Source organism: Rhodobacter sp. NSM (genome assembly GCF_052244495.1).
Lineage (GTDB): Bacteria > Pseudomonadota > Alphaproteobacteria > Rhodobacterales > Rhodobacteraceae > Cereibacter_A.
Genome location: NZ_JBQPXH010000006.1, coordinates 27,907 through 52,296, shown reverse-complemented (window position 1 = coordinate 52,296; position 24,390 = coordinate 27,907). Strand labels below are relative to the sequence as shown.

23 protein-coding genes are annotated in these 24,390 nt (G+C 66.5%); 11 read left to right on the top strand and 12 right to left on the bottom strand.

Going from position 1 to position 24,390, the window contains the following annotated elements:
• Nucleotides 1-3 precede the first annotated feature (3 nt).
• The 9 genes from ACTVZP_RS13400 to ACTVZP_RS13360 form a co-directional block, all read right to left on the bottom strand.
• Nucleotides 4-324: a hypothetical protein gene (locus ACTVZP_RS13400; protein ID WP_443212652.1), complete on the bottom strand. Its 321-nt coding sequence runs from the start codon at nucleotides 322-324 to the stop codon at nucleotides 4-6.
• Complete coding sequence (gene sdhA, locus ACTVZP_RS13395) at nucleotides 324-2,126, bottom strand: succinate dehydrogenase flavoprotein subunit (protein WP_443212651.1); 1,803 nt, start codon at nucleotides 2,124-2,126, stop codon at nucleotides 324-326. The genes ACTVZP_RS13400 and sdhA overlap by 1 nt, the downstream gene beginning before the upstream one ends.
• 11 nt (nucleotides 2,127-2,137) lie before the next feature.
• The gene (locus tag ACTVZP_RS13390; protein ID WP_443212650.1) at nucleotides 2,138-2,509 is read right to left on the bottom strand and encodes a succinate dehydrogenase, hydrophobic membrane anchor protein; all 372 of its coding nucleotides are present in this window, start codon (nucleotides 2,507-2,509) and stop codon (nucleotides 2,138-2,140) included.
• 11 nt (nucleotides 2,510-2,520) lie between these two features.
• On the bottom strand, nucleotides 2,521-2,904 hold the full coding sequence (gene sdhC, locus ACTVZP_RS13385; protein WP_443212649.1) for a succinate dehydrogenase, cytochrome b556 subunit: 384 nt from the start codon (nucleotides 2,902-2,904) through the stop codon (nucleotides 2,521-2,523).
• A gap of 217 nt (nucleotides 2,905-3,121) precedes the next feature.
• Entirely contained in the window at nucleotides 3,122-4,153 is a 1,032-nt protein-coding gene (locus ACTVZP_RS13380) for a MaoC family dehydratase (RefSeq protein WP_443212648.1), read from the bottom strand.
• Entirely contained in the window at nucleotides 4,154-4,357 is a 204-nt protein-coding gene (locus tag ACTVZP_RS13375) for a DUF1737 domain-containing protein (RefSeq protein ID WP_443212647.1), read from the bottom strand.
• Nucleotides 4,354-4,908 carry an NnrU family protein gene (locus ACTVZP_RS13370; RefSeq protein ID WP_443212646.1) on the bottom strand — a complete coding sequence of 185 codons (555 nt, stop codon included), beginning with the start codon at nucleotides 4,906-4,908 and terminating at the stop codon, nucleotides 4,354-4,356. The genes ACTVZP_RS13375 and ACTVZP_RS13370 overlap by 4 nt, the downstream gene beginning before the upstream one ends.
• Nucleotides 4,909-4,917: 9 nt before the next feature.
• Nucleotides 4,918-5,775, bottom strand: coding sequence for a (3S)-malyl-CoA thioesterase (locus ACTVZP_RS13365; RefSeq protein WP_443212645.1), 858 nt, complete (start codon nucleotides 5,773-5,775; stop codon nucleotides 4,918-4,920).
• A 130-nt stretch (nucleotides 5,776-5,905) separates the two neighbouring features.
• Nucleotides 5,906-6,643 (bottom strand): sulfite exporter TauE/SafE family protein, encoded by a 738-nt coding sequence (locus ACTVZP_RS13360; protein ID WP_443212644.1) that lies wholly within the window; start codon nucleotides 6,641-6,643, stop codon nucleotides 5,906-5,908.
• A 199-nt stretch (nucleotides 6,644-6,842) separates the two neighbouring features.
• On the opposite strand from ACTVZP_RS13360, the gene mdh reads away from it, so the two are divergent.
• The 7 genes from mdh (at nucleotide 6,843) to lpdA (ending at nucleotide 16,636) form a co-directional block, all read left to right on the top strand.
• Complete coding sequence (gene mdh / locus ACTVZP_RS13355) at nucleotides 6,843-7,805, top strand: malate dehydrogenase (RefSeq protein ID WP_443212643.1); 963 nt, start codon at nucleotides 6,843-6,845, stop codon at nucleotides 7,803-7,805.
• A 229-nt stretch (nucleotides 7,806-8,034) separates the two neighbouring features.
• Nucleotides 8,035-9,228 (top strand): ADP-forming succinate--CoA ligase subunit beta, encoded by a 1,194-nt coding sequence (gene sucC / locus ACTVZP_RS13350; protein WP_443212642.1) that lies wholly within the window; start codon nucleotides 8,035-8,037, stop codon nucleotides 9,226-9,228.
• Between the two features lie 4 nt (nucleotides 9,229-9,232).
• On the top strand, nucleotides 9,233-10,117 hold the full coding sequence (gene sucD / locus ACTVZP_RS13345) for a succinate--CoA ligase subunit alpha (RefSeq protein WP_443212641.1): 885 nt from the start codon (nucleotides 9,233-9,235) through the stop codon (nucleotides 10,115-10,117).
• A 54-nt stretch (nucleotides 10,118-10,171) separates the two neighbouring features.
• Complete coding sequence (locus ACTVZP_RS13340; protein WP_443212640.1) at nucleotides 10,172-13,138, top strand: 2-oxoglutarate dehydrogenase E1 component; 2,967 nt, start codon at nucleotides 10,172-10,174, stop codon at nucleotides 13,136-13,138.
• A gap of 2 nt (nucleotides 13,139-13,140) precedes the next feature.
• Nucleotides 13,141-14,685, top strand: coding sequence for a 2-oxoglutarate dehydrogenase complex dihydrolipoyllysine-residue succinyltransferase (odhB, locus tag ACTVZP_RS13335; RefSeq protein WP_443212638.1), 1,545 nt, complete (start codon nucleotides 13,141-13,143; stop codon nucleotides 14,683-14,685).
• A 51-nt stretch (nucleotides 14,686-14,736) separates the two neighbouring features.
• The gene (locus ACTVZP_RS13330) at nucleotides 14,737-15,132 is read left to right on the top strand and encodes an MAPEG family protein (protein ID WP_443212637.1); all 396 of its coding nucleotides are present in this window, start codon (nucleotides 14,737-14,739) and stop codon (nucleotides 15,130-15,132) included.
• 115 nt (nucleotides 15,133-15,247) lie between these two features.
• The gene (lpdA, locus tag ACTVZP_RS13325; protein ID WP_443212636.1) at nucleotides 15,248-16,636 is read left to right on the top strand and encodes a dihydrolipoyl dehydrogenase; all 1,389 of its coding nucleotides are present in this window, start codon (nucleotides 15,248-15,250) and stop codon (nucleotides 16,634-16,636) included.
• Between the two features lie 227 nt (nucleotides 16,637-16,863).
• On the opposite strand, the gene ACTVZP_RS13320 is transcribed toward lpdA, so the two are convergent.
• Complete coding sequence (locus tag ACTVZP_RS13320) at nucleotides 16,864-18,849, bottom strand: protein meaA (protein ID WP_443212635.1); 1,986 nt, start codon at nucleotides 18,847-18,849, stop codon at nucleotides 16,864-16,866.
• Nucleotides 18,850-19,268: 419 nt separating this feature from the next.
• Here ACTVZP_RS13320 and ccrA point away from each other — a divergent pair, with 419 nt between their 5' ends.
• The 4 genes from ccrA to ACTVZP_RS13300 all read left to right on the top strand — a co-directional run bounded on the left by ccrA (nucleotide 19,269) and on the right by ACTVZP_RS13300 (nucleotide 22,850).
• Nucleotides 19,269-20,561 (top strand): crotonyl-CoA carboxylase/reductase, encoded by a 1,293-nt coding sequence (gene ccrA, locus ACTVZP_RS13315; RefSeq protein ID WP_443212634.1) that lies wholly within the window; start codon nucleotides 19,269-19,271, stop codon nucleotides 20,559-20,561.
• A gap of 159 nt (nucleotides 20,562-20,720) precedes the next feature.
• Entirely contained in the window at nucleotides 20,721-20,894 is a 174-nt protein-coding gene (locus tag ACTVZP_RS13310) for a hypothetical protein (RefSeq protein WP_443212633.1), read from the top strand.
• 45 nt (nucleotides 20,895-20,939) lie between these two features.
• Nucleotides 20,940-22,457: an ATP-dependent DNA helicase gene (locus ACTVZP_RS13305; RefSeq protein ID WP_443212806.1), complete on the top strand. Its 1,518-nt coding sequence runs from the start codon at nucleotides 20,940-20,942 to the stop codon at nucleotides 22,455-22,457.
• Between the two features lie 156 nt (nucleotides 22,458-22,613).
• Nucleotides 22,614-22,850, top strand: a complete 237-nt coding sequence (locus ACTVZP_RS13300; RefSeq protein ID WP_443212632.1) for an Lrp/AsnC ligand binding domain-containing protein — start codon at nucleotides 22,614-22,616, stop codon at nucleotides 22,848-22,850.
• A 127-nt stretch (nucleotides 22,851-22,977) separates the two neighbouring features.
• Here ACTVZP_RS13300 and ACTVZP_RS13295 read toward each other — a convergent pair whose 3' ends face one another.
• Together ACTVZP_RS13295 and ACTVZP_RS13290 are read right to left on the bottom strand one after the other, a co-directional pair.
• Complete coding sequence (locus ACTVZP_RS13295) at nucleotides 22,978-24,045, bottom strand: quinone-dependent dihydroorotate dehydrogenase (protein ID WP_443212631.1); 1,068 nt, start codon at nucleotides 24,043-24,045, stop codon at nucleotides 22,978-22,980.
• Entirely contained in the window at nucleotides 24,042-24,380 is a 339-nt protein-coding gene (locus ACTVZP_RS13290; protein ID WP_443212630.1) for a DUF952 domain-containing protein, read from the bottom strand. Before ACTVZP_RS13290 ends, ACTVZP_RS13295 begins: the two co-directional genes overlap by 4 nt.
• Nucleotides 24,381-24,390: the final 10 nt, after the last annotated feature.

Genomic DNA, 24,390 nt, shown 5'->3' with positions numbered 1-24,390 from the left:
GGATCAGAACGCCGGCAGAAGCGGCAGGCCGCTCGTCCGCAGGCACTGGATCGTGGCGGGACGGGTGGCGATGGCCAGCACGTTCTGGACCGTCGTCGTGCCCGCACGCACGCCCACATCCCGCGCGAGCGCGTTGATCTCCTGCGCCGAAGCGTTGTCGATGATGCAGGTGGTGACGCCCTGCGCCGCGGGGCCGGGCATGTACTGCTCGACCACCGGCAGCACGACGGTGCGCGCGGTCCGCCGGGCAACGCTGTCGGCCACCGACTGCGGGCTGCAGGCGCCGAGCACGAGCGCGCCGGAGAGGAGGACCGCGCCGCGCATCAGTAGACCCGCGCCTTCGGCGCGATCTTCTTCAGGTCGATGCCGCCCTCGGTCTGCTTCGTCAGCGGATCGAGATGGACGGGCCGCGACGAGAGGGTGACCTCGTTGCCCTTCACGACCGCAAGGCTGTGCACGCGCCAGTTCTCGTCGTCGCGGTTCGGCCAGTCCTCGTGGGCATGCGCCCCGCGGCTTTCCTTGCGCGCCTCGGCCGCCACGATCGTGGCAAGCGCATTCGGCATCAGGTTCGTGAGTTCCAGCGTCTCCATGAGGTCGGAGTTCCAGATCAGCGAGCGATCGGTGACCTTGAGGTCCCCGAGCTTGGCGGCGATGCCCTTCATCTTCTCGACGCCCTCGGCGAGCGTCTTGTCGGTGCGGAACACCGCGGCGTCGGCCTGCATCGTGCGCTGCATCTCGAGCCGGAGTTCCGCGGTCGGAACCGCGCCGTTGGCATGGCGCAGGTCGTCGAAGCGGCCGAGGATCTGATCGATCTGGGCCGCCGGCACGTCGGGATGGAACTCGTGCGGCTTGACGGTCTGTCCCGCGCGGATGGCCGCAGCGCGTCCGAAGACCACGAGGTCGATCAGCGAGTTCGAGCCGAGGCGGTTCGCCCCATGGACCGAGGCGCAGCCGGCCTCGCCCACCGCCATCAGGCCCGGGAACACGCGGTCCGGATCGTCGGCGGTCGGAGCCAGAACCTCGCCCCAGTAGTTGGTGGGGATGCCGCCCATGTTGTAGTGCACGGTCGGCAGCACCGGGATCGGCTCCTTGTGGACATCGACGCCGGCAAAGATCTTCGCCGATTCCGAGATGCCGGGCAGACGCAGCGCCAGCGTCTCGGGGGGCAGGTGGTTCAGGTGCAGGTGGATGTGGTCGCCCTGCTCGCCCACGCCGCGGCCCTCGCGGATCTCCAGCGTCATGCAGCGCGAGACCACGTCACGCGAGGCCAGGTCCTTGTAGGTCGGAGCGTAGCGCTCCATGAACCGTTCGCCGTTCGAGTTGGTCAGATAGCCGCCCTCGCCGCGGGCGCCCTCGGTGATGAGGCAGCCCGAGCCGTAGATGCCGGTCGGGTGGAACTGCACGAATTCCATGTCCTGAAGCGGCAGTCCGGCACGCGCCACCATCCCGCCGCCGTCGCCGGTGCAGGTATGGGCCGAGGTGGCCGAGAAATAGGCGCGGCCGTAGCCGCCGGTCGCCAGCACGGTAAGCTTGGCGTTGAAGACATGGATCGTGCCGTCTTCCAGACGCCAGGCCACGACGCCGGTGCAGCGCCCGTCCTGGATGATCAGGTCGAGCGCGAAGTATTCGATGAAGAACTCGGCGTTGTTCTTGACCGACTGGCCGTAGAGCGTGTGCAGGATCGCGTGGCCGGTGCGGTCGGCCGCGGCGCAGGTGCGCTGCACCGGCGGGCCTTCGCCGAACTGGGTGGTGTGGCCGCCGAACGGGCGCTGGTAGATCTTGCCTTCCTCGGTGCGCGAGAAGGGCACGCCGTAATGCTCGAGCTCGTAGACCGCCTTGGGGGCCTCACGGGCGAGGTATTCCATCGCGTCGGTATCGCCCAGCCAGTCCGACCCCTTCACGGTGTCGTACATGTGCCACTGCCAGTTGTCCGGCCCCATGTTCGCCAGCGAGGCGGCGATGCCGCCCTGAGCGGCCACGGTGTGGCTGCGGGTGGGGAAAACCTTGGTGACGCAGGCGGTGCGCAGGCCCTGCTCGGCCATGCCCAGCGTGGCGCGCAGGCCGGCGCCGCCGGCGCCCACAACCACCACGTCGTAGTCATGCGTCTCGTAAGTGTAAGCAGCCATCGGTCAGGTCCTCAGAGGGCGATCTTGGCGAGGGCGAACAGCCCGATCGCCGAAACGCCATAGGCGAAGGATTGCGCGCAGATCACCAGCAGGCGCCGCGGCACGCCCTGCCAGTAGTCCTCGATCATCATGGTCGAGCCTTCGGCGAAGTGGCGCATGCCGAAGAACAGCACGAGGCCCGAAAGGATCGCGTTGAACGGGTGCGAGAAGATCTCGAGCACACGCTCCCGGCCTTCGCCGATGGCGTTGCCGACGATGTAGACGAAGATCGGGATCAGCACGGCGAGGCCCACCGCGCTGACGATCATGTACCAGTGCCGGTCGGTGCCGTGATGGGCGGCGCCCATGCCCTCGGCGCGCTTGCGGGCGGTGATGAAACGCATGGGGCGCCCTTTCAGATGATGATGACAGTCAGGATGGTCAGGATCAGCGAACCGGCGATGCAGGCCATGCCGAGCTTCTCGGCGGTCTTGATCTCGAGCCCCTTGCCGGTGTCCCAGTAGAGGTGCCGGAGCCCGGCGAGGTAGTGATACCAGAGCGCCCAGACCGACAGCAGCAGCACGATGTCCCCGAACCAGGAGGTAAGGACCGCATCGGCGGTCTCGAACTGTTCGGGGCTCAGTGCCGCGGCGAGCAGCCACCAGGTCACCAGCATCGTGCCGACGATCAGACCGTTCCCCGTGATGCGGGTGAAGATCGAACTCGTGGAGGTCAGCTGCACCCGGTAGATCTGGAGATGGGGGGAAAGGGGCCGCTCGACCCGCTTTGTCTCAGCCATGTCGTTGCCTTTCGCTGGCCGGCCCCGGCGGGCGGGGCGGCTGTCTCGCTGGTGTCACTCAATAGCGGTTTTTTTGCCCGAGTCACGGGGGTCCGCGCCGGACCGCCGCTTCAAAACCGGGCGCGACCGCAAAAAAATCGTGCTTGTGATCACAACGTGAGAGGGCGTGATCACATGTTTGCGCAATCATCCGGCCGAGCTTCCGACCTTCCACGCCTCAGCGCGGCACGACGGCCCAGTAGTCCAGATCGAGAAGCACGCCGGGGAGGTACTTGCCGTCCTCACCCTTCAGCCTGAAGGGCTCGGTCCCGTGCTTCACCGCGACGAGCCGGAGCCTGAGCGCACCGACGCCCGGAGCGGAAGTCTCTGCCTTGTCGAGGACTTCGGACCACGCCCGCACCGTGTCGCCAGCGAAGCACGGATTGGCATGGGCCCCTGCATTCAGCGCCACGATCATCTGCGCGTTCGCGAGACCGTTGAAGCTGAGCGCACGCGCCATCGAGATCACATGGCCGCCGTAGATCAGGCGCTTGCCGTCGGGGCGGTTGGTCGCGTCGAAATGCACCTTGGCGGTGTTCTGCCAGAGCCGGGTTGCGAGCATGTGCTCGCTCTCCTCGATGGTCACGCCGTCGACGTGGTCGATCTGTTCTCCGACCGCGTAGTCGTCCCAGCGATGCGGTTCTCCGGCAAGGGTGAAGTCGTAGCCGGTGAAGTCGAGCCCTGCCGGTATCGCAAGGTCGGAGGCTGCCACCGATTTCGCGAAGGGCGGCACCACCGCCTCGGGCGCGGGCGCCGCCTCGTCGCGCTTCCGGACCATCACCCAGCGGACATACTCCAGCACCGCCTCGTCCCGCTGGTTCAGGCCGCGGGTGCGGACATAGACCACGCCCGACTTGCCGTTGGAGTTCTCCTTCAAGCCGATCACGGTGCTCTCCGACCGCAGCGTGTCGCCCGGAAAGACCGGCTTCAGCCAGCGCCCCTCGGCATAGCCGAGGTTGGCGACGGCATTCAGGCTGATGTCCGGCACGGTCTTGCCGAACACCAGATGGAAGGCCACTAGGTCATCGACCGGAGCGGCGGGGAGACCGCAGGCGCGGGCGAATTCATCCGAGGAGTAGAGCGCATGACGCGCCGGGTAGAGCGTGTGGTAGAGCGCCCGCTCGCCGCCCGAAACGGTGCGCGGCACGGCATGGGCGATGGTCTCGCCCAGCCGGTAATCCTCGAAGAAACGGCCCGCGTTGGTCTTCATTCAGTGGTCTCCCAGCTTGGTCTCGGGCGTGTAGGTGCCCGGCACGTCCTTCACCACCGCCTGACCGCAGCGCATGACTCCCTTCGCCGCGTCGAAGGCATAGGAAGGATCGCCGTGCAGGTGCCAGCCCTTGTTCAGGGCAGCGGTCACCTTGTGGCAGAAGGCCTGCGTGTCGTCTTCGGTCAGGTAGCGGTAGAGTTTCATGCGTAGGTCCCGAGGAAGGGGTTGTGACCTGTCCACACATGGACAAGGGCGATCAGCGCATACATCACGAGAACCACGCCGACGAGCGCCAGATCGCGCTTCGGCCCGCCCGAGACCGGCGGCGTCCAGCTGTCCTGACGGTTGATCAGCACGATCTCCGCCACGGCCCAGAGGCCGAGGCCGCCGAACAGGATGATCGAGGCCAGGTCACCGTTCACCAGCAGGTGCGCCGCGGCCCAGAGCGTGAAGCCGTAAAGCTGCGGGTGGCGGATCTTCGTCCAGAGCCAGCCCTTGGCCATCCCTGCGCCGAAGACGATCAGCGCGATCAGCATGAGAAGGTTGTTCAGGTGCCCGATGCCCGCGAACGGCGAATAGACGGGGATGACCTCGGCCGACCGGTAGCCGATCACCATGAGCACCACCGAGGCGATCAGAAGCAGCGCCGCGATCCCCTTGCCCGCATTCCCCAGCGGTCGGCGCAGGTCAGGCGCAACACGTTTGAACAGATGGGCCCCGCACCAGATGGCGACCCCGAGAATGAGAAGAAGCATATCGTGTCCTCAACCAGCCCTGAACGCGGCAATCGCCTCGGCCTTGGCCAGAGTCTGCCGCGCGGTCACGATATGCAGGTTCTCGACGATCTTGCCATCCACTACGGCCACGCCGAGCCCGTGGCGTTCTGCCTCCTCGAAGGCTTCGATCTGACGATTGGCCAGGGTGATCTCGGCCTCGGACGGCGAGAACACCTCGTTCGCGATGTCGAGCTGCGCCGGGTGGATCAGCGTCTTGCCGTCAAAGCCCATGTCGCGGCCCTGGGTGCATTCGTCGCGCAGGCCGTCCTCGTCCTTGAAGGCGTTGTAGACGCCGTCGACGATGGTCAGCCCATGGGCACGGGCGGCGAGCAGGCAGAGGCCGAGGCCCGCCTGCATCGGCAGCCGGTCAGGCCGATAGCGGCTGCCGAGTTCCTTGGCGAGGTCATTGGTGCCCATCACCATGCCGGTCAGCCGCGGATGCGCCGAGATCTCGCTGGCGTTAAGCATGCCGAGCGCGGTTTCCATCATGGCCCAGAGCGGCACGCCGGGGATCAGGTCGGCCACCGCCTGCACATCCGCCGCCTTCGAAACCTTGGGGATCAGGATGACGTCGGCCTTCGAACCGACGAAGGCCGCCACGTCGTCGCGTCCCCATTCGGTGTCCATCCCGTTCACCCGCACGATGCGGATGCGCCGGCCGTAATCGGCGGTCTCGAGCGTCCGTTTCAGCAGGTCGCGGGCGTGCAGCTTCTCGTCATGCGCCACGGCATCCTCGAGGTCAAAGATGATCGCATCGGCGGCGAGGCCCTGCGCCTTCTCCAGCGCCCGTTCCTTGGAGCCCGGGATGTAGAGGACCGACCGGAAGGGGTGAGCCTGATGCGCCATGACGATTCTCCTTCGCGTAACAATCTTGCGCTTGGGAACATACATTCGGCACTTTCGGCAAGGGCAGATTTGCCGCGATGCAGAAAAACGGCGTCGAACTGCCGTTCCGGGATGACAGGCAGACCCTATGTCAGGCCAGCGCCTGCCAGATCAGGCGCAGCGAGACGGCAAGCAGCGCCCAGGTGACCGCCTTGAAGAACAGGGCCTGCGACACGACCCTGACCAGCCAGTAGCCTCCGAACACCGCCAGAGCTGCGGGAAGCGCCAGCCAGGCTGCCACCTCGAGGTTCTGCAGCGACAATTGGCCGAGCGCGGCGTAGGGGATCAGCTTCATCGCGTTGACCGCGGCGAAGAGGATGGTGGAGGTGCCGGCAAAGACTGTCTTCGGCATCTTCAGCGGCAGGACGTAGACCTGATAGGGCGGCGCGCCTGCATGGCTGACGAAGCTGGTGAAACCGGTCGCTAATCCCCAGAACACCCCCGGCGTGACCTTCGCGACCTTGGCGGGCGGGTCCGTGCGGCGCAGGAGCAGGTTGGCGGCGAAGCTCGCGCCGATCAGACCCACCAGTCCCTCGACCACCCATTCGGGCACCACGCTCGCGGTCAGCCACCCAAGGAACACGCCCGCCGCGGCGCCGGGGATCAGGATCTTCAGCACCCGACCGTCATAATCCCTGCGATAGGCGTAGAGCCCGAACATGTCCGAGAGGACGTAGATCGGCAGGAGAAGCCCCGCCGCCGTGACCGGCGAGATCACCAGCGACAAGAGCGGCACGCTCATCATGCCGACGACCGGCAGGCCGCCCTTGCTCATGCCGACGAGGACCGAGGCGGTCACCGCCAGCGCCCAGAAGCCGAAGCCGTCCATCCTTCCCCCGAATCAGTCGACGTGCGCGGTATGCGATTGGATACCATGCGGCCGCAGGCGGGCCGTCGCGACCCGGCCTTTAGCGCAAACATCTGCCGGGAAACAGTCGAAGGCCGATCTGTTGCCCCGGACGAGGCTTGCGCGCAAGAAAACGAAGGTCTACCCATCGCCGCGACAATTCCTCACGGGAGATCCACTCATGGCCAGACCCAAGATTGCGCTGATCGGTGCGGGGCAGATCGGCGGCACGCTCGCCCATCTCGCCGCCATCAAGGAACTCGGCGATGTCGTCCTGTTCGACATCGCGGAAGGCACCCCTCAGGGCAAGGCTCTGGACATCGCGCAGTCCGGCCCGTCGGAAGGCTTCGACGCCGTGATGAAGGGCGCCAACAGCTACGAGGACATCGCGGGCGCCGACGTCTGCATCGTGACCGCGGGCGTTCCGCGCAAGCCGGGCATGAGCCGCGACGACCTGATCGGCATCAACCTGAAGGTGATGAAGTCGGTCGGCGAGGGCATCAAGGCGCACGCGCCGAACGCCTTCGTGATCTGCATCACCAACCCGCTCGACGCGATGGTCTGGGCGCTGCAGCAATTCTCGGGCCTGCCGGCCGAGAAGGTCGTGGGAATGGCCGGCGTGCTGGACTCGGCGCGCTTCCGGCATTTCCTGTCGGTGGAGTTCAACGTCTCGATGCGCGACGTGACCGCCTTCGTGCTCGGCGGCCACGGCGACACGATGGTGCCGCTCGCCCGCTACTCGACGGTTGCCGGCATCCCGCTGCCCGACCTCGTGCAGATGGGCTGGACCACGCAGGAGAAGCTCGACCAGATCATCCAGCGCACCCGTGACGGCGGCGCCGAGATCGTGGGCCTGCTGAAGACCGGCTCGGCTTTCTACGCGCCGGCCACCTCGGCGATCGAGATGGCCGAGGCCTACCTCAAGGACCAGAAGCGCCTGCTGCCCTGCGCGGCCTATGTGGACGGCGCCTTCGGCCTGAACGGCATGTATGTGGGCGTGCCGACGATCATCGGCGCCGGCGGTATCGAGCGGATCGTCGACATCAAGCTGAACGCCGACGAGCAGGCGATGTTCGACAAGTCGGTCGCCGCGGTGAAGGGCCTCGTGGAAGCCTGCAAGAGCATCGAGCCGTCGCTCGCCTGAGTCGTTCCGACGCATTGACAGGGGCGCGCCGGGCAACCGGCGCGCCCCTTTCCTTAACGGCCGGGCTTGCTGCGGAGCGGCGTCGATCATGCATGTGATCACGCCTTTCCGAAGTGTGATCACAAAACTTTCTTTTTGCGCGGAAAAGCACTTGGTAGCGCAAAACCCGTTTTGATCGCGCCCGTTTCTGTGGCATCACGCCGCAAATCATCAGCGATGGGACAGTTCAATGAACATCCACGAATACCAGGCCAAGGCGCTCCTGCGCAGCTACGGTGCGCCGGTGTCCGACGGCCGGGTCGTCCTGAAAGCCGACGAGGCCAAGTCCGCCGCGGGCGAGCTCGGCGGGCCGCTCTGGGTGGTGAAGGCCCAGATCCATGCCGGCGGCCGCGGCAAGGGCAAGTTCAAGGAGCCGGAGGCGGGCGAGAAGGGTGGCGTGCGCCTGGCGAAGTCGGTGGGCGAGGCGGCCGAGCTGGCCCGGCAGATGCTGGGCCGCACGCTGGTCACTCACCAGACCGGCCCCGCGGGCAAGCAGGTGAACCGCATCTACATCGAGGAAGGCTCGGACATCGCGCGCGAGCTCTATCTCGCGCTGCTCGTTGACCGCGGCACCTCGCGCATCTCCTTCGTCGTCTCGACCGAAGGCGGGATGGACATCGAGGAAGTGGCGGCCTCGACGCCCGAGAAGATCGTTTCCTTCTCGGTCGATCCGGCCTCGGGCCTGTCGGACTTCCACGGCCGCCGCGTGGCCTTCGCCCTCGGGCTGGAAGGCGCGCAGGTCAAGCAATGCGTGCAGCTGGTCAAGAACCTCTATCGTGCCTTCGTCGAGAAGGACATGGAGATGCTCGAGATCAACCCGCTGATCGTCATGACCGACGGCAACCTCAAGGTGCTCGACGCCAAGGTGGGCTTCGACAACAACGCGCTCTACCGCCAGTCCGACGTGATGGCGCTGCGCGACGAGACCGAAGAGGATCCGAAGGAACTCGCGGCCTCGAAGTTCGACCTGAACTACATCGCGCTCGACGGCGAGATCGGCTGCATGGTGAACGGCGCGGGCCTCGCCATGGCCACGATGGACATCATCAAGCTCTACGGCGCGGAACCTGCCAACTTCCTGGACGTGGGCGGCGGCGCCACCAAGGAGAAGGTGACCGAGGCGTTCAAGATCATCACCTCGGACCCGAACGTGAAGGGCATCCTCGTCAACATCTTCGGCGGCATCATGCGCTGCGACATCATTGCGGAGGGCATCATCGCCGCGGTGAAGGAGGTGGGGCTTCAGGTTCCGCTGGTCGTGCGCCTCGAGGGCACGAACGTCGAGAAGGGCAAGGAGATCATCGCGAACTCCGGCCTGAATGTCATCGCGGGCGACAATCTGTCGGACGCAGCGCAGAAGATCGTCAAAGCGGTGAAGGGGTAATCCGATGGCCGTTCTCGTCAACGAAAATACCAAGGTCATCTGTCAGGGCATCACCGGCTCGCAGGGGACTTTCCACACCGAACAGGCGATCGCCTACGGCACGCAGATGGTCGGCGGCGTGACCCCGGGCAAGGGCGGCACCGAGCATCTCGGCCTGCCGGTCTTCAACTCGGTCTACGAGGCCCGCGAAGTCACCGGCGCCAATGCCTCCGTGATCTACGTGCCGCCGCCCTTCGCGGCCGACTCGATCCTCGAGGCCATCGACGCCGAGATGGAACTGATCGTCTGCATCACCGAGGGCATCCCGGTGCTCGACATGATGAAGGTGAAGCGCGCGCTGCAGGGCTCGTCCTCGCGGCTGATCGGGCCGAACTGCCCGGGCGTCATCACCCCCGGCGCCTGCAAGATCGGCATCATGCCGGGCCACATCCACAAGCGCGGCTCCTGCGGCGTTGTCTCGCGCTCGGGCACGCTTACCTATGAGGCCGTGAAACAGACCTCTGACCTCGGGCTCGGCCAGTCTTCGGCCGTCGGCATCGGCGGTGACCCGATCAAGGGCACCGAGCACATCGACGTGCTCGAGATGTTCCTCGCCGACCCGGAAACCCAGTCGATCATCATGATCGGCGAGATCGGCGGCTCGGCAGAAGAGGAAGCGGCGCAGTTCCTCGCCGACGAGAAGAAGCGCGGCCGCTGGAAGCCCACCGCGGGCTTCATCGCCGGCCGCACCGCGCCTCCGGGCCGCCGGATGGGCCACGCGGGCGCCATCGTCTCGGGCGGCAAGGGCGATGCGGAATCCAAGATCGAAGCGATGAAGAGCGCGGGCATCGTCGTGGCCGACAGCCCGGCCCATCTGGGCGAAGCGGTGATGCAGGCGCTCGGCAAATAAACCTTCGGGTCCGCGCCGACCTGGCGCGGACCCAATCAGATGTCAGGTGCAGCCATGACGGAACAGTCTCCGAACGCGCAGTTCCATGCCTCCTCGTTCCTCCAGGGGCAGAACGCCGAGTACATTGACCAGTTGCAGGCACGTTATGCCGAAGATCCCGCCTCCGTCGATGCGGGCTGGGCGGAGTTGTTCCGTTCGATGGGCGACAGCGAACTTGACGCGAAGCGTCAGGCACATGGACCGTCCTGGGCGCGCGCCGACTGGCCGCCGATGCCCTCCGACGATCTGACGGCCGCGCTGACCGGCCAGTGGCCCGCGGCACCCGCGCCAAAGGAGGCCAAGGGCGTCGCCGAGAAGATCCAGGCCAAGGCCGCCGAGAAGGGCGTGAGCCTCACCGACGCCCAGGTGCAGCGGGCGGTGCTCGACTCCATCCGGGCGCTGATGATCATCCGGGCCTACCGGATCCGCGGCCATCTGGCCGCCGACCTCGATCCGCTCGGCATGCGCAACACCTCGAACCACCCCGAACTCGACCCCAGGTCCTACGGCTTCACCGAAGCGGACATGGACCGGCCGATTTTCATCGACAACGTGCTCGGTCTTCAGGTCGCCTCGATGCGACAGATCGTGGACATGGTCAAGCGCACCTACTGCGGCACTTTCGCACTGCAGTACATGCACATCTCGGATCCCGAGCAAGCGGCCTGGCTCAAGGAGCGGATCGAGGGTTACGGCAAGGAGATCCACTTCACCCGCGAGGGCCGGCGCGCGATCCTGAACAAGCTGGTCGAGGCCGAGGGCTTCGAGAAGTTCCTCCACGTCAAATACATGGGCACGAAGCGCTTCGGTCTCGACGGGGGCGAGGCGCTGATCCCGGCGATGGAACAGATCATCAAGCGGGGCGGCGCCCTTGGCGTGCAGGAAGTCGTCGTGGGTATGCCGCACCGCGGCCGCCTCTCGGTGCTCGCCAATGTGATGGCCAAGCCCTATCGCGCGATCTTCAACGAGTTCCAGGGCGGCAGCTTCAAGCCCGAGGAAGTCGATGGATCGGGCGACGTGAAATATCACCTCGGCGCCTCGTCCGACCGCGAGTTCGACGGCAATATCGTCCACCTGTCCCTGACGGCCAACCCCTCGCACCTCGAGGCGGTGAACCCCGTCGTTCTGGGCAAGGTCCGCGCCAAGCAGGAGCAGGCGGGCGACAAGACCCGCCATACGGTGCTGCCGATCCTGCTGCACGGCGATGCGGCCTTCGCGGGGCAGGGCGTCGTTGCGGAGTGCTTTGGCCTGTCAGGTCTTGTCGGCCACCGCACCGGCGGCACGATCCACATCGTCGTGAACAACCAGATCGGCTTCACCACCGCGCCATCCTTCTCGCGCTCGTCCCCCTATCCGACCGATATCGCGCTGATGGTGGAGGCGCCGATCTTCCACGTGAATGGCGACGATCCCGAGGCGGTGGTCCACGCGGCCAAGGTGGCGACCGAGTTCCGGCAGAAGTTCCACAAGGACGTCGTGATCGACATCTTCTGCTACCGCCGCTTCGGCCACAACGAGGGGGATGAACCGATGTTCACCAACCCCTCGATGTATACCTCGATCAAGAAGCACAAGACGACGCTCCAGCTCTACACCGAGCGTCTGGTGCAGGACGGCCTGATCCCCGAGGGCGAGATCGAGGACATGAAGGCTGCCTTCCAGGCGAGGCTCAACGAGGAGTTCGAGGCCGGGAAGGACTTCAAGCCGAACAAGGCCGACTGGCTGGACGGCCGCTGGAAGCACATCGACCGCCATGGCGAGGAATACCAGCCCGGCCGCACCTCGATCTCGCACGAGACGCTCGCGGAGATCGGACAGGCGCTGACGCGTGTGCCCGATGGGTTTGACCTGCACAAGACGGTCGGCCGCCAGCTCGAGGCCAAGAAGCAGATGTTCGAGTCCGGGCAGGGCTTCGACTGGGCGACGGGCGAGGCGCTGGCCTTCGGCTCGTTCGTGGTCGAGGGATATCCCGTGCGGCTCTCGGGGCAGGACTGCACCCGCGGCACCTTCAGCCAGCGGCACTCGGCCTTCATCGACCAGTCGACCGAGGAACGCTACTATCCGCTGAACAACATCCGCAGCGGACAGGCGCGTTACGAGGTCATCGACTCGATGCTGTCGGAATACGCCGTGCTCGGCTTCGAGTATGGCTATTCGCTGGCCGAACCCAACGCGCTGGTGATGTGGGAGGCGCAGTTCGGCGACTTCGCCAACGGCGCGCAGATCATGTTCGACCAGTTCATCAATTCGGGCGAGTCGAAGTGGCTGCGCATGTCGGGCCTCGTCGTCCTGCTGCCGCACGGCTTCGAGGGGCAGGGACCCGAGCACTCCTCGGCGCGCCTCGAACGGTTCCTCCAGATGTCGGCAAACGACAACTGGATCGTGGCCAATTGCTCGACGCCGGCGAACTACTTCCACATCCTGCGGCGGCAGATCCACCGGAACTTCCGCAAGCCGCTGATCCTGATGACGCCGAAGTCGCTGCTGCGCCACCCGCTCTGCGTCTCGAACGCCGATGACTTCACCACCGGCTCGGGCTTCCACCGGGTGCTGTGGGACGACGCGCAGAAGGGTCACTCGGAAACCGTGCTGAAACCCGACGAGCAGATCCGCCGCGTCGTGATGTGCTCGGGCAAGGTCTACTACGACCTGCTGGCCGAGCGCGACAAGCGGGGCATCGACGACGTCTACCTGATGCGCCTCGAGCAGTTCTATCCCTTCCCGGCCTTGAGCCTCGTGAAGGAGCTGGGCCGCTTCAAGGACGCCGAGATCGTCTGGTGCCAGGAAGAGCCCAAGAACCAGGGCGGCTGGACCTTCGTCGAGCCGAACCTCGAATGGGTGCTGACGCGGATCGGCGCCAGACACACCCGCGCGGTCTATGCCGGCCGCTCTGCCTCGGCCTCGCCTGCCACGGGCCTTGCCAGCCGCCACAAGGCGGAACAGGAGGCGCTGGTGAACGACGCGCTGACGATCGGGAGCTGATGATGGGAACGGAAGTTAGGGTTCCGACGCTGGGAGAGAGCGTCTCCGAGGCGACGGTCGCCACCTGGTTCAAGAAGCCGGGAGACCGGGTCGCCGCCGACGAGATGCTCTGCGAGCTTGAGACCGACAAGGTGACGGTCGAGGTCCATGCGCCGGTCGCGGGCCGGCTGACCGAGATCGTGGCGCCTGAGGGCACGACCGTTGCGGTTGCGGCCCTGCTGGCACAGATCGGTGCGGCGGAGGCCGGCGACCCGCCGGCCGCGGACAGGAAAGATGGGGGCGCCGAGGCGAAGGCCGGCGCGGGAGAGAGCAAGATGATCGACGTGATGGTGCCGGCCCTTGGCGAATCGGTGTCCGAAGCCACGGTCTCGACCTGGTTCAAGAAGCCGGGCGATACGGTGGCGCAGGACGAGATGCTCTGCGAACTCGAGACCGACAAGGTCTCGGTCGAAGTCCCGGCGCCCGCTGCGGGCGTGCTGGCCGAGATCCTCGTGACCGAAGGGACCACGGTCGCCGCAGGCGCGAAACTCGCGCTGATCTCTTCGGATGGGAAAGGCGTCGCCGCCGCTCCGAAGGCCGAGGCTCCGAAGGCGCAGGCACCGAAAGCCGAGGCTGCTCCGGCACCGGCGCAGAAGAAGGACGTCGAGGATGCGCCCTCCGCGAAGAAGGCGATGGCCGAGGCCGGTCTCTCGTCCGACGCGGTGCAGGGCACCGGTCGCGACGGCCGGGTGATGAAGGAGGACGTGGCCCGGGCGGTCGCCGCCGCCGGCGCCTCCGCCTCTTCGGCCCCTGCCGCGCCTGCCGCACAGCCCGCACTGCCGCGCCAACCTGTCCCGGCGGACGACGCCGCCCGCGAGGAGCGGGTCAAGATGACCCGCCTGCGCCAGACCATCGCGCGTCGGCTGAAGGAGGCGCAGAACACGGCCGCGATGCTGACCACCTACAACGAGGTGGACATGTCGGGCGTGATGGCGCTGCGCAACGAATACAAGGACGCGTTCGAGAAGAAGCACGGCGTCAAGATGGGCTTCATGTCCTTCTTCGTGAAGGCCTGCTGTCACGCGCTGAAGGAAGTGCCCGAGGTCAATGCCGAGATCGACGGCACGGACATCGTCTACAAGAACTACGTCCACATGGGCGTGGCGGTGGGCACGCCCTCGGGCCTCGTGGTGCCGGTCGTCCGTGACGCCGACCTGATGGGTTTTGCCCAGATCGAGAAGAAGATCGCCGAACTCGGGCTGCGCGCCCGCGACGGCAAGCTGTCGATGGCCGAGATGCAGGGCGGCAGCTTCACCATCTCGAACGGTGGCGTCTACGGCTCGCTGATGTCCTCGCCGATCCTCAACCCGCCGCAGTCGGGCATCCTCGGCATGCACAAGATCCAGGACCGGCCTGTGGTCGAGAAGGGCCAGATCGTGATCCGTCCGATGATGTATCTCGCGCTCAGCTACGACCACCGCATCGTCGACGGCAAGGGCGCGGTGACCTTCCTCGTCCGGGTGAAGGAGGCGCTGGAAGACCCGCGCCGCCTGCTGCTCGACCTCTGATCCAAGCCCGGGCCCCGGCATCTCCGGGGCCCTCCGCGTCCGGGGAGCACGATGACCGCCGAACTCACCGCCCTCTGCCTTGCAGGTCTCCTGCAGGTGCTGACCTTCCTGCCCTTCGCGCTCCTGGCCAACATGGAGCTCGGCTACAAGTGGACGACCGGCCCGCGCGACGAGCCGCCGAACCAGCCGCTCTCGACGATCCCGGGCCGGCTGCAACGCGCGCTGGCGAATCACTTCGAGGGACTGATCCTCTTCACGATTGCCGTCCTGGTGGTGACCCTGGGCAGCCAGTCCACCGGCTTCACCGCAACCATGGCCTGGATCTACCTCCTCGCCCGCATCCTCTACATTCCGGCCTATGTCCTCGGCTGGCGACCCTGGCGCTCGGTGATCTGGGCCGCCGGCTTCTTTGCAACCGCGGCGATGCTCGTCGCCGCGCTCTTCTGACCGTTTCCCGCGCGCCTTCACTCTGTCCAAGTATCCTCGGGGGGCGCGGGGGGCAGACAGCCCCCCGCCTCTCCGCCCGCGGACCCGCAGGGCGCCTCGCAACCCGGAGGCCATCATGGCAAGTTTCGACGTCATCATCATCGGTGCGGGGCCGGGCGGCTATGTCTCCGCCATCCGCTGCGCGCAGCTCGGGCTGAAGACCGCCGTGGTCGAGGGCCGCGACAGGCTGGGCGGCACCTGCCTCAACGTGGGCTGCATCCCGTCGAAGGCGCTGCTGCACGCGACACACAACCTGCATGAAGTCCACGAGAACTTCGAGAAGATGGGCCTGATGGGCGCCCATCCGACCGTCGACTGGTCGAAGATGCAGGGCTACAAGCAGGAGGTCGTCGACGGCAACACCAAGGGCATCGAGTTCCTCTTCAAGAAGAACAAGATCACCTGGCTCAAGGGCTGGGGCTCGATCCCCGAGCCGGGCAAGGTGAAGGTGGGCGAGGAGGTGCACGAGGCGAAGTCCATCGTGATCGCCACCGGCTCCGAGCCCGCGAGCCTGCCCGGCGTCGAGACCGACGAGACGGTGATCGTGACCTCGACCGGCGCCCTCAGCCTCGGGAAGATCCCCGAGACCATGGTGGTGATCGGCGCGGGCGTCATCGGGCTCGAGCTCGGCTCGGTCTATGCCCGGCTCGGGACCAAGGTGACGGTCGTCGAATATATGGAGGCGATCCTGCCCGGCATGGATGCCGAGGTGGTCAAGACCACCCAGCGCATCCTCGCCAAGCAGGGGCTGAGCTTCGTCCTGGGCGCAGCCGTGAAAGGCGCGACCGTGGCCGACGGAAAGGCAACCGTCACCTGGGCCGCGAAGAAGGACGGCAAGGAGACGAGCCTCACCGTCGACACGGTGCTGGTGGCGACGGGCCGCAAGCCCTTCACCGAAGGACTCGGGCTCGAGGCTCTGGGCGTAGAGATGCTGCCGCGGGGCGTCGTGAAGATCGACGACCATTTCCGCACCAGCGTGCCGGGGATCTATGCCATCGGCGACTGCGTGCCGGGCATGATGCTCGCCCACAAGGCCGAGGACGAGGGCGTGGCGCTGGCCGAGATCCTCGCCGGCAAGCATGGCCATGTGAATTACGGCGTGATCCCGGGCGTGATCTACACCACGCCCGAGGTGGCGAGCGTCGGGCGCACCGAGGAGTCGCTGAAGGAAGAGGGCCGCGCCTACAAGGTCGGCAAGTTCCCCTTCATGGGCAATGCCCGCGCCAAGGCGGTCTTTCAGGCCGAAGGTTTCGTGAAGCTGCTGGCCGACAAGGAGACCGACCGTATCCTCGGCTGCCACATCATCGGCCCGGCGGCGGGAGACCTGATCCACGAGGTCTGCGTGGCGATGGAATTCGGCGCCTCGGCGCAGGACCTCGCCATGACCTGCCACGCCCACCCGACCTGGTCCGAGGCGGTGCGCGAGGCGGCACTGGCCTGCGGCGACGGTGCAATCCACGCCTGACGGATGGTGGCAATCCGGGGGGCGGCTATGCGGCCGGTCCCTCGCCTGACCCCGGCACCGGCGACGGCGAGCATTCTTTCCGCGGCGGTCTGCCATGCCGATCACCAAACGGAGACGCCCGGCCCGATGGGCCGGGCGTCACGCCCTTTGCCTCGCTCCGCGCCCTCCGGGCGCGGCGCTCAGGTGGTCCCGGCCGATCGGCCAAGAGAGCCGGGACGCGGGGGATCCTATTCCGCGGCGAGCGCGGTCCGGTCCACCAGACCCACGATGTCCATCATGATCCGGTTCAGTTCGAAATCCTTGGGCGTGTAGACGGCCGCGACGCCCATCGCGCGAAGTTGCTCGGCGTCCTCCTCGGGGATGATGCCGCCGACGACCAGCGGCACGTCAAGCGCACGGCGCCGCATCTCGGCCAGAACCTCGGTCACCAGCGGCATGTGCGAGCCCGAGAGGATCGAGAGGCCGATGACATGGGCCTGATCCTCGACGGCCTTGGCCACGATCTCCGACGGCGTGAGCCGTATGCCGTCGTAGGTGATGTCCATGCCGCAGTCGCGGGCGCGTGCCGCGATCTGCTCGGCGCCGTTCGAGTGGCCGTCGAGGCCCGGCTTGCCGACGACGAACTTGAGCGGCCTCCCGAGGCGGGCCGAGACCGCCTGCACCGCCTCGCGGATCGGGTCGAGCCCATCCGTCAGGTTCGAGGGTGCGCGGGAGACACCCGTGGGGCCGCGGAACTCGCCGAAGGCCCGGCGGAGTTCGGCCGCCCATTCGCCCGTGGTGGCGCCGGCCTTGGCGGCGGAAATCGAGGCGGGCATGACGTTCTCGCCCGACGTGGCGGCGCGGCGCAGTTCGGAGAGGGCCTCCTGGACCTTGCCCTCGTCGCGCGCCGCGCGCCAGGCCACGAGCCGCTCGACCTGATCGCGCTCGGCCTGCGCGTCGGCGACCATGATCGCGCCCTCCCCGGTCGTGAGCGGCGAGGGCGCCCCGCTGGTCCAGCGGTTCACGCCGACGACCACGGTCTCGCCCGATTCGACGCGGCCGATGCGCTCGGCGTTCGACTCCACGAGGCGAGCCTTCATGTAGTCGATGGCCTCGATCGCCCCGCCCATCGCGTCGATATGGGCAAGCTCTTCCCGGGCCCCGGCCTTCAGCGCCTCGACCTTGCGGTCCACGGCAGGGTTGCCGTCGAAGAGATCCTCGTATTCCAGCAGGTCCGACTCGTAGGCCAGGATCTGCTGCATCCGGAGCGACCACTGCTGATCCCAGGGCCGGGGCAGCCCCAGCGCCTCGTTCCAGGCCGGCAACTGCACTGCGCGCGCGCGGGCCTTCTTCGAGAGCGTCACGGCCAGCATCTCGATCAGGATGCGGTAGACGTTGTTTTCGGGCTGCTGCTCGGTCAGGCCCAGCGAGTTCACCTGCACCCCGTAGCGGAAGCGGCGGTATTTCTCTTCCTCGATGCCGTAGCGGTCACGGCAGATCTCGTCCCAGAGATCGACGAAGGCGCGCATCTTGCACATCTCGGTCACGAAGCGGATGCCGGCGTTCACGAAGAACGAGATCCGGCCCACCATCGCAGGAAAATGCTCGGCCGGCACCTTGGTCCGCAGGTCGTCGAGAACGGCAATGCCGGTGGCCAGCGCAAAGGCCAGCTCCTGCTCGGGCGTCGCGCCCGCCTCCTGCAGGTGATAGGAGCAGACGTTCATCGGGTTCCACTTCGGCAGGTGGACCCGCGTGTAGGCCGCGACATCGGTGATCATCCGGAGGCTCGGCTTCGGCGGGCAGATGTAGGTGCCGCGGCTGAGGTATTCCTTCATCAGGTCGTTCTGCACCGTGCCCTGCAGCTTCGACACATCGGCGCCCTGCTCCTCGGCCACCGCGATATAGAGCGCGAGCAGCCAGGGTGCCGTCGCGTTGATCGTCATCGAGGTGTTCATCTGCTCGAGCGGGATCTGGTCGAACAGCATGCGCATGTCGCCGAGGTGGCAGATCGGCACGCCCACCTTTCCGACCTCTCCGCTGGCCAGCTCATGGTCGCTGTCGTAGCCGGTCTGCGTCGGCAGGTCGAAAGCGACCGACAGGCCCGTCTGCCCTTTGGCGAGATTGGTCCGATAGAGCGCGTTCGAGGCCTTCGCCGTCGAATGTCCAGCGTAGGTGCGGAACAGCCAGGGGCTATCCTTCTGGGTCATGGCGAGAAACCTCCACGAGGCGGGCAAGGAAGTTGCGGTTGGATGTGGATACGCGAAAGATAATGTCCCTGTCAATTCGCCGCAACGCGGCGCGGTTCCCGATTTCCCAGCTTCACGCGCCGTCTCCAGAGGATGCCATGCGGTCCGCATGGTCCCACCTCCGGGGTCAAGTCGACGGGATGCCGTCCAACGCCTACAGTGAAATTCCGGCAACACCTGCTATACTTGCACATCATCTCGGTCGCATCAGACGAAAGAAGGAGCGGTCTGTCGAAATCCTGCGAGATCAGGATCTTCGAGCAGCCATTACGCTGCGTCGCGGCGGACATAATATTACAAAATACGGCCTACAGCTATTGCATTCTTGCTCTGTCGACCGTATCTGATCCCCTTAACGCCGCCGATTCTGCGATGCGGCGCCCCTTTCGGCCCTACAGGAGGCAAGCATGGCCCTCGACGTGCAGAGCGACATCGTCGCCTACGACGCTCCCAAGAAGGACCTCTACGAGATCGGCGAAATGCCGCCCCTCGGCCATGTGCCGAAGCAGATGTACGCCTGGGCGATCCGGCGCGAGCGGCATGGCGAGCCCGATACGGCGATGCAGGTCGAGGTGGTCGAGACGCCGACCATCGACAGCCACGAGGTTCTGGTGCTCGTCATGGCGGCAGGCGTGAACTACAACGGGATCTGGGCGGGGCTCGGCATTCCCGTCTCGCCCTTCGACGGGCACAAGCAGCCCTATCACATCGCGGGTTCCGACGCCTCGGGCATCGTCTGGGCGGTGGGCGACAAGGTGAAGCGCTGGAAGGTCGGCGACGAGGTCGTGATCCACTGCAACCAGGACGACGGCGACGACGAGGAATGCAACGGCGGCGACCCCATGTTCTCGCCCACCCAGCGGATCTGGGGCTACGAGACGCCGGACGGCTCCTTCGCGCAATTCACCCGCGTGCAGGCGCAGCAGCTGATGAAGCGTCCGAAGCACCTGACCTGGGAAGAGGCCGCGTGCTACACGCTGACGCTCGCCACCGCCTACCGGATGCTCTTCGGTCACAAGCCGCATGACCTGAAGCCGGGGCAGAACGTGCTGGTCTGGGGCGCCTCGGGCGGGCTTGGCTCCTATGCGATCCAGCTCATCAACACGGCGGGCGCCAACGCCATTGGCGTCATCTCCGAGGAAGACAAGCGCGACTTCGTCATGGGGCTGGGCGCCAAGGGCGTCATCAACCGCAAGGACTTCAAGTGCTGGGGGCAGCTGCCCAAGGTCAACTCGCCGGAATACAACGAGTGGCTGAAAGAGGCGCGCAAGTTCGGCAAGGCGATCTGGGACATCACCGGCAAGGGCGTGAATGTCGACATGGTGTTCGAGCATCCGGGCGAGGCGACCTTCCCGGTCTCGTCGCTGGTGGTGAAGAAGGGCGGCATGGTCGTGATCTGCGCGGGGACCACCGGCTTCAACTGCACCTTCGACGTCCGCTACATGTGGATGCACCAGAAGCGTCTGCAGGGCAGCCATTTCGCCAATCTCAAGCAGGCCTCGGCCGCAAACCAGCTGATGATCGAGCGCCGCCTTGATCCCTGCATGTCGGAGGTCTTCCCCTGGGCCGAGATCCCCTCGGCGCACATGAAGATGTACAAGAACCAGCACAAGCCGGGGAACATGGCCGTGCTGGTGCAGGCGCCGCGCACCGGCCTTCGGACCTTCGCCGACGTTCTGGATGCAGGCAAGACGGCCTGACGCCAGCAGATCTGACTGTGTCCCGCCGCCGCAGCAACAAGCCTGCGGCGGCTTTTTCGTCGCCTTCTAGGAAAAGCGCGGTTGACAGCACGCGCCTTGCGCGCTCGCCTTGCGGTGGAACGACATGGTCCGAAGGGCGATTCCGGCGCCGATGCCGCAATGAAACACGACTGGATACTGGACGTGCTGACCGACCTGCGCACCTACGCAGAAAGGAACGCGCTCGTCTCGCTTGCGGCCGCGCTGGACGAGACGATCCGGCTGGCCCGCGCCGAGATTGGTGGGCAGCCATCCGGACCCGAGAAGGACGAACCGCCGTCGCGGCCGAACTGAGCCTCGGTGCTGGCCTTGGCCCGAGGCTGCGGCTATGGTCGCGCCATGCAGGCCCTCTCCTTCTCCGACGATCAGGCGGAAGCCTACGACCGAGTGGCGGACCAGCTGCGCGGGATGGGAGTCGACCTCGCCAACAATGCGCTTTCGGTTCCGGTGGAAGGCAAGTCCTCGGTGCTTGCAGTGGTGGGGAAGGCGGGGTCCGGCAAGACCATGCTGCTCGCCTCGCTGACGAAGGCTCTGGTCGAGGCGGGGCTCGAGGTGGTGTCGGGCGATTGGGAAGGCCGGAAGCGCAAGGAACGGCGGACGCTTGCCGTTCTCGCGCCGACGAACAAGGCCGCAAGCGTGCTTCGCCTGCGCGGCGTACCGGCCACCACGATCCACCGCATCCTCTATTCGCCGGTCTACGATCCGCAGTATGAGCGGATTGCCGAATGGCTGGCCGGAAACGGCAAGCGACCCGAGGTGGAGGGCCTGTCCGAACTGGCGCTCGACCGGGCGAAGGCCTTCTACGAGCAGGTGGCCTCGATCCCTGGTGCGCTGGCCGCGGCGGGACTCCGCGGCTCTGACTTCATCAAGGGTTGGAAAAGGCGGGACGAACCGCTCGACGTGGGCTTCGTGGACGAGGCCTCGATGCTGGACGAACGGCAGTTCGACGACCTGCGCGAGATCTTCCCGACGCTTGTGCTCTTCGGGGATCCGGCCCAGCTGGCCCCCGTGGGGCAGTCCGGCAAGATGGTCTTCGACACGCTCGGCGATGCCCGGAAGCTGATGCTGAGCCGCATCCACCGGCAGGCCGAGGACAATCCGATCCTCGATCTCGCCCATGCGCTCGCTGACCCGGACCTGACTTTCGAGGCCTTCGAGGATCTGGTCGAGCGCGCGGCCCGTCAGGACGAGCGGGTGCAGGTGGCGCAACGGGTGGATGCCGATCTCATGGCCCGGTCGCCGGTCCTGGTCTGGCGCAACCAGACGCGGATCCGGCTCATCACCGCCTTCCGGGCCGCCCAGGGCGCACCCGAGACCGAGCTTCTTCCGGGCGAGCCACTGATCTGCGACGGCATCGAGCTGCCTCTGAAACACCGCAAGAAGCGCATCGACCTCGAGGCGCGCGGGTTGATCAAGGGCGCACAGGTGATCTATCTGGGCGCCGGCAACCGCGAGGGTTTTGCACGTCTGCATGTCGTGGGAGCCGAGGATCCGCAGGTCTCGGCAGCGTCGATCATCAAGATCGAGCGGCCGGGCGAGGAAGAGCCTTTCATCCCTTCCGCGGCGCGTATGGGCGCGGCTTTCCTGCACGGCGCGGCCGTCACGATCCACAAGGCGCAGGGCTCGCAATGGGAGGTCGTGCAGGTCTTCGCGCCGGACCTCTGGGCCGCAGCGCAGGCGGGACGGAACGAGGCCGGAGTGCCGCTGTGGAAGCGGCTGGCCTATGTCGCGATCACCCGTGCCGAGAAGCGCCTGATCTGGGTCGTGCGCAACCGGCTCGCCCTGCCGCAGAAGCCGCTCTCGGTCGAGGATCTGCCGCGCGCTGCTCCGCGCCTGAACCTCAGGCCGGAGGCATGACTCACCGCGGCTCGTGCCGGTGCGTCATGCCTCCGGGGCGCAATGGCGGCGGCCTCCGGTGTTGCGACAGGCCGCACCGCGGATCCGGCCTCGCCTGAGCGTGACTTTGTCCTTCCGCGCGGCTACAGTCCGGAAAAAGTGCAAGGGAGCAAGCACATGCGTTGCGTCTTCGTCCAGTTTCGCTGCGTGCCCGGAAAGACCTACGAGGTGGCAGACACGATCTACGACCGCGAGGTGGTCTCGGAACTCTACTCGACATCGGGCGACTTCGACCTGATCGCCAAAGTCTATGTTCCGGCGGATCAGGACACCGGCCGGTTCCTCTCGGAAAATCTTTTCGATATTCCCGGCATCCAGCGGACGCTGACGACGATGACCTTCAAGGCCTTCTGAAAACGTCGATCGAGTGCCACCCGGCGGAGCTCGTGTGCTCTTTCGATGCTCAACCCGGCTCCTGCAGGGATCTGCTGGAATCGTGTAGGCGCAGAGCGGATGAATGCTTTTTTCGGAGACAGATCCGCTACCTCGGCAGCCACTCGGCGCGGCCCGATCCGATAGCCTCGGCCACATTGGCGAATCCGTCGCGCGCGAGGAGGTCGTCGAGCCCTCTGGCGATCCGGGCGGCAAGCCCGATGCCCTGATAGACCATCGCAGTGTAGAGCTGCACCGCCGAGGCGCCGGCGCGGATCTTGGCATAAGCCTGCTCGGCGCTCGAGATCCCGCCGACGCCGATCAGCGGCAGGCGTCCCTCGGTAAGCTGCGAAAGGCGGGCCAGCACACGGGTCGAGCGCTCGAAGAGCGGTGCACCGGACAGGCCACCGGTTTCGTGGGCGTGGATGCTGCGCAGCCCCTCGCGCGAAAGGGTTGTGTTCGTAGCCACGATGCCCGCGATCCCCGAGGCCAGAGCCACTTCGGCAATATCGCCCAGATCGGTGTCCGACAGGTCCGGCGCGATCTTGAGGAAGACCGGCACGGGCCTGCCCAGCGTCGCCTGCACCTGCATTACGCCCTCCAGCAGTGCAGCCAGCGCCTGACCGCCCTGCAGGTCCCGCAACCTCTCGGTATTCGGCGATGACACGTTCACCGTCGCGAAATCCGCATGAGGTCCGCAGGCGGCCAGCACAGCGCCGAAATCGGCGGCTCGGTCGCTGCTGTCCTTGTTGGCCCCGAGGTTGAGACCGACAGGCACCGGCCCACGGGGACGCATCGCCAGGCGGGCGCAGATCGTCGCCGCGCCGTCGTTGTTGAAGCCGAACCGATTGATGGCGGCCCGGTCCTCGGTCAGCCGGAACAGCCTCGGCTGCGGGTTGCCGGGCTGGGGCCGCGGGGTCGCCGCGCCGACTTCAATGAAGCCGAAGCCTGCCCGCATCAGGGCCGGCAGCGCGACCGCGTTCTTGTCGTATCCCGCCGCCAGCCCGATCGGGTTCGGCAGCGGCAGACCGGCCACGACCGTCGCCAGACGCGAGGTGCTGACCGGCCCCGGAAGGGGCACCAGACCCGATCGAAGTGCCGAAAGAGACAGGGAGTGCGCCTTCTCCGGATCCATCCGGTGAAGGGCTGTCAGAGCCGCGCGTTCCAGGATGTTCACCAGAGGCCCTCGGGGAAGATGTGGCCGGTGGCGCCCAGCGGGAGCGACTTGTCCCACACCACGTCGTCGAGGGTCATTCTGCGGTAGAGATGCGGGAAGAGCTGGCCGCCGCGCGACGGCTCCCACTTCAGGGCCGGTCCCGCGCGATCGGGGTCCACGGCGACGAGCACGAGGTCGCTCTCGCTGCCGAAATGCCTTTCCGCCGTTTCGGCGATCTGCGCTGCCGTCGACAGATGGATGTAGCCGTCTGCAAGATCGACGGGCGCTCCGGCGGTCGCGCCGGCGTGGCGGAAGTCATCCCATTCGGTGCGGCGGAAAATCTTGAAGATCAGCATGCAAGCCTCA

What these genes read in the sequence shown, in the direction of transcription:
- ACTVZP_RS13330 (WP_443212637.1), top strand. Translation starts at nt 14,737, where the DNA reads ATGACCGCCGAACTCACCGCCCTCTGCCTTGCAGGTCTCCTGCAGGTG.
- ACTVZP_RS13370 (WP_443212646.1), bottom strand. Translation starts at nt 4,908, where the DNA reads ATGCTTCTTCTCATTCTCGGGGTCGCCATCTGGTGCGGGGCCCATCTG.
- lpdA (WP_443212636.1), top strand. Translation starts at nt 15,248, where the DNA reads ATGGCAAGTTTCGACGTCATCATCATCGGTGCGGGGCCGGGCGGCTAT.
- ACTVZP_RS13360 (WP_443212644.1), bottom strand. Translation starts at nt 6,643, where the DNA reads ATGGACGGCTTCGGCTTCTGGGCGCTGGCGGTGACCGCCTCGGTCCTC.
- ACTVZP_RS13305 (WP_443212806.1), top strand. Translation starts at nt 20,940, where the DNA reads ATGCAGGCCCTCTCCTTCTCCGACGATCAGGCGGAAGCCTACGACCGA.
- ACTVZP_RS13390 (WP_443212650.1), bottom strand. Translation starts at nt 2,509, where the DNA reads ATGCGTTTCATCACCGCCCGCAAGCGCGCCGAGGGCATGGGCGCCGCC.
- ACTVZP_RS13310 (WP_443212633.1), top strand. Translation starts at nt 20,721, where the DNA reads ATGAAACACGACTGGATACTGGACGTGCTGACCGACCTGCGCACCTAC.
- ACTVZP_RS13300 (WP_443212632.1), top strand. Translation starts at nt 22,614, where the DNA reads ATGCGTTGCGTCTTCGTCCAGTTTCGCTGCGTGCCCGGAAAGACCTAC.
- sdhC (WP_443212649.1), bottom strand. Translation starts at nt 2,904, where the DNA reads ATGGCTGAGACAAAGCGGGTCGAGCGGCCCCTTTCCCCCCATCTCCAG.
- sucD (WP_443212641.1), top strand. Translation starts at nt 9,233, where the DNA reads ATGGCCGTTCTCGTCAACGAAAATACCAAGGTCATCTGTCAGGGCATC.
- ACTVZP_RS13290 (WP_443212630.1), bottom strand. Translation starts at nt 24,380, where the DNA reads ATGCTGATCTTCAAGATTTTCCGCCGCACCGAATGGGATGACTTCCGC.
- ACTVZP_RS13400 (WP_443212652.1), bottom strand. Translation starts at nt 324, where the DNA reads ATGCGCGGCGCGGTCCTCCTCTCCGGCGCGCTCGTGCTCGGCGCCTGC.
- ccrA (WP_443212634.1), top strand. Translation starts at nt 19,269, where the DNA reads ATGGCCCTCGACGTGCAGAGCGACATCGTCGCCTACGACGCTCCCAAG.
- sucC (WP_443212642.1), top strand. Translation starts at nt 8,035, where the DNA reads ATGAACATCCACGAATACCAGGCCAAGGCGCTCCTGCGCAGCTACGGT.
- ACTVZP_RS13340 (WP_443212640.1), top strand. Translation starts at nt 10,172, where the DNA reads ATGACGGAACAGTCTCCGAACGCGCAGTTCCATGCCTCCTCGTTCCTC.
- ACTVZP_RS13365 (WP_443212645.1), bottom strand. Translation starts at nt 5,775, where the DNA reads ATGGCGCATCAGGCTCACCCCTTCCGGTCGGTCCTCTACATCCCGGGC.
- mdh (WP_443212643.1), top strand. Translation starts at nt 6,843, where the DNA reads ATGGCCAGACCCAAGATTGCGCTGATCGGTGCGGGGCAGATCGGCGGC.
- ACTVZP_RS13380 (WP_443212648.1), bottom strand. Translation starts at nt 4,153, where the DNA reads ATGAAGACCAACGCGGGCCGTTTCTTCGAGGATTACCGGCTGGGCGAG.
- odhB (WP_443212638.1), top strand. Translation starts at nt 13,141, where the DNA reads ATGGGAACGGAAGTTAGGGTTCCGACGCTGGGAGAGAGCGTCTCCGAG.
- sdhA (WP_443212651.1), bottom strand. Translation starts at nt 2,126, where the DNA reads ATGGCTGCTTACACTTACGAGACGCATGACTACGACGTGGTGGTTGTG.
- ACTVZP_RS13375 (WP_443212647.1), bottom strand. Translation starts at nt 4,357, where the DNA reads ATGAAACTCTACCGCTACCTGACCGAAGACGACACGCAGGCCTTCTGC.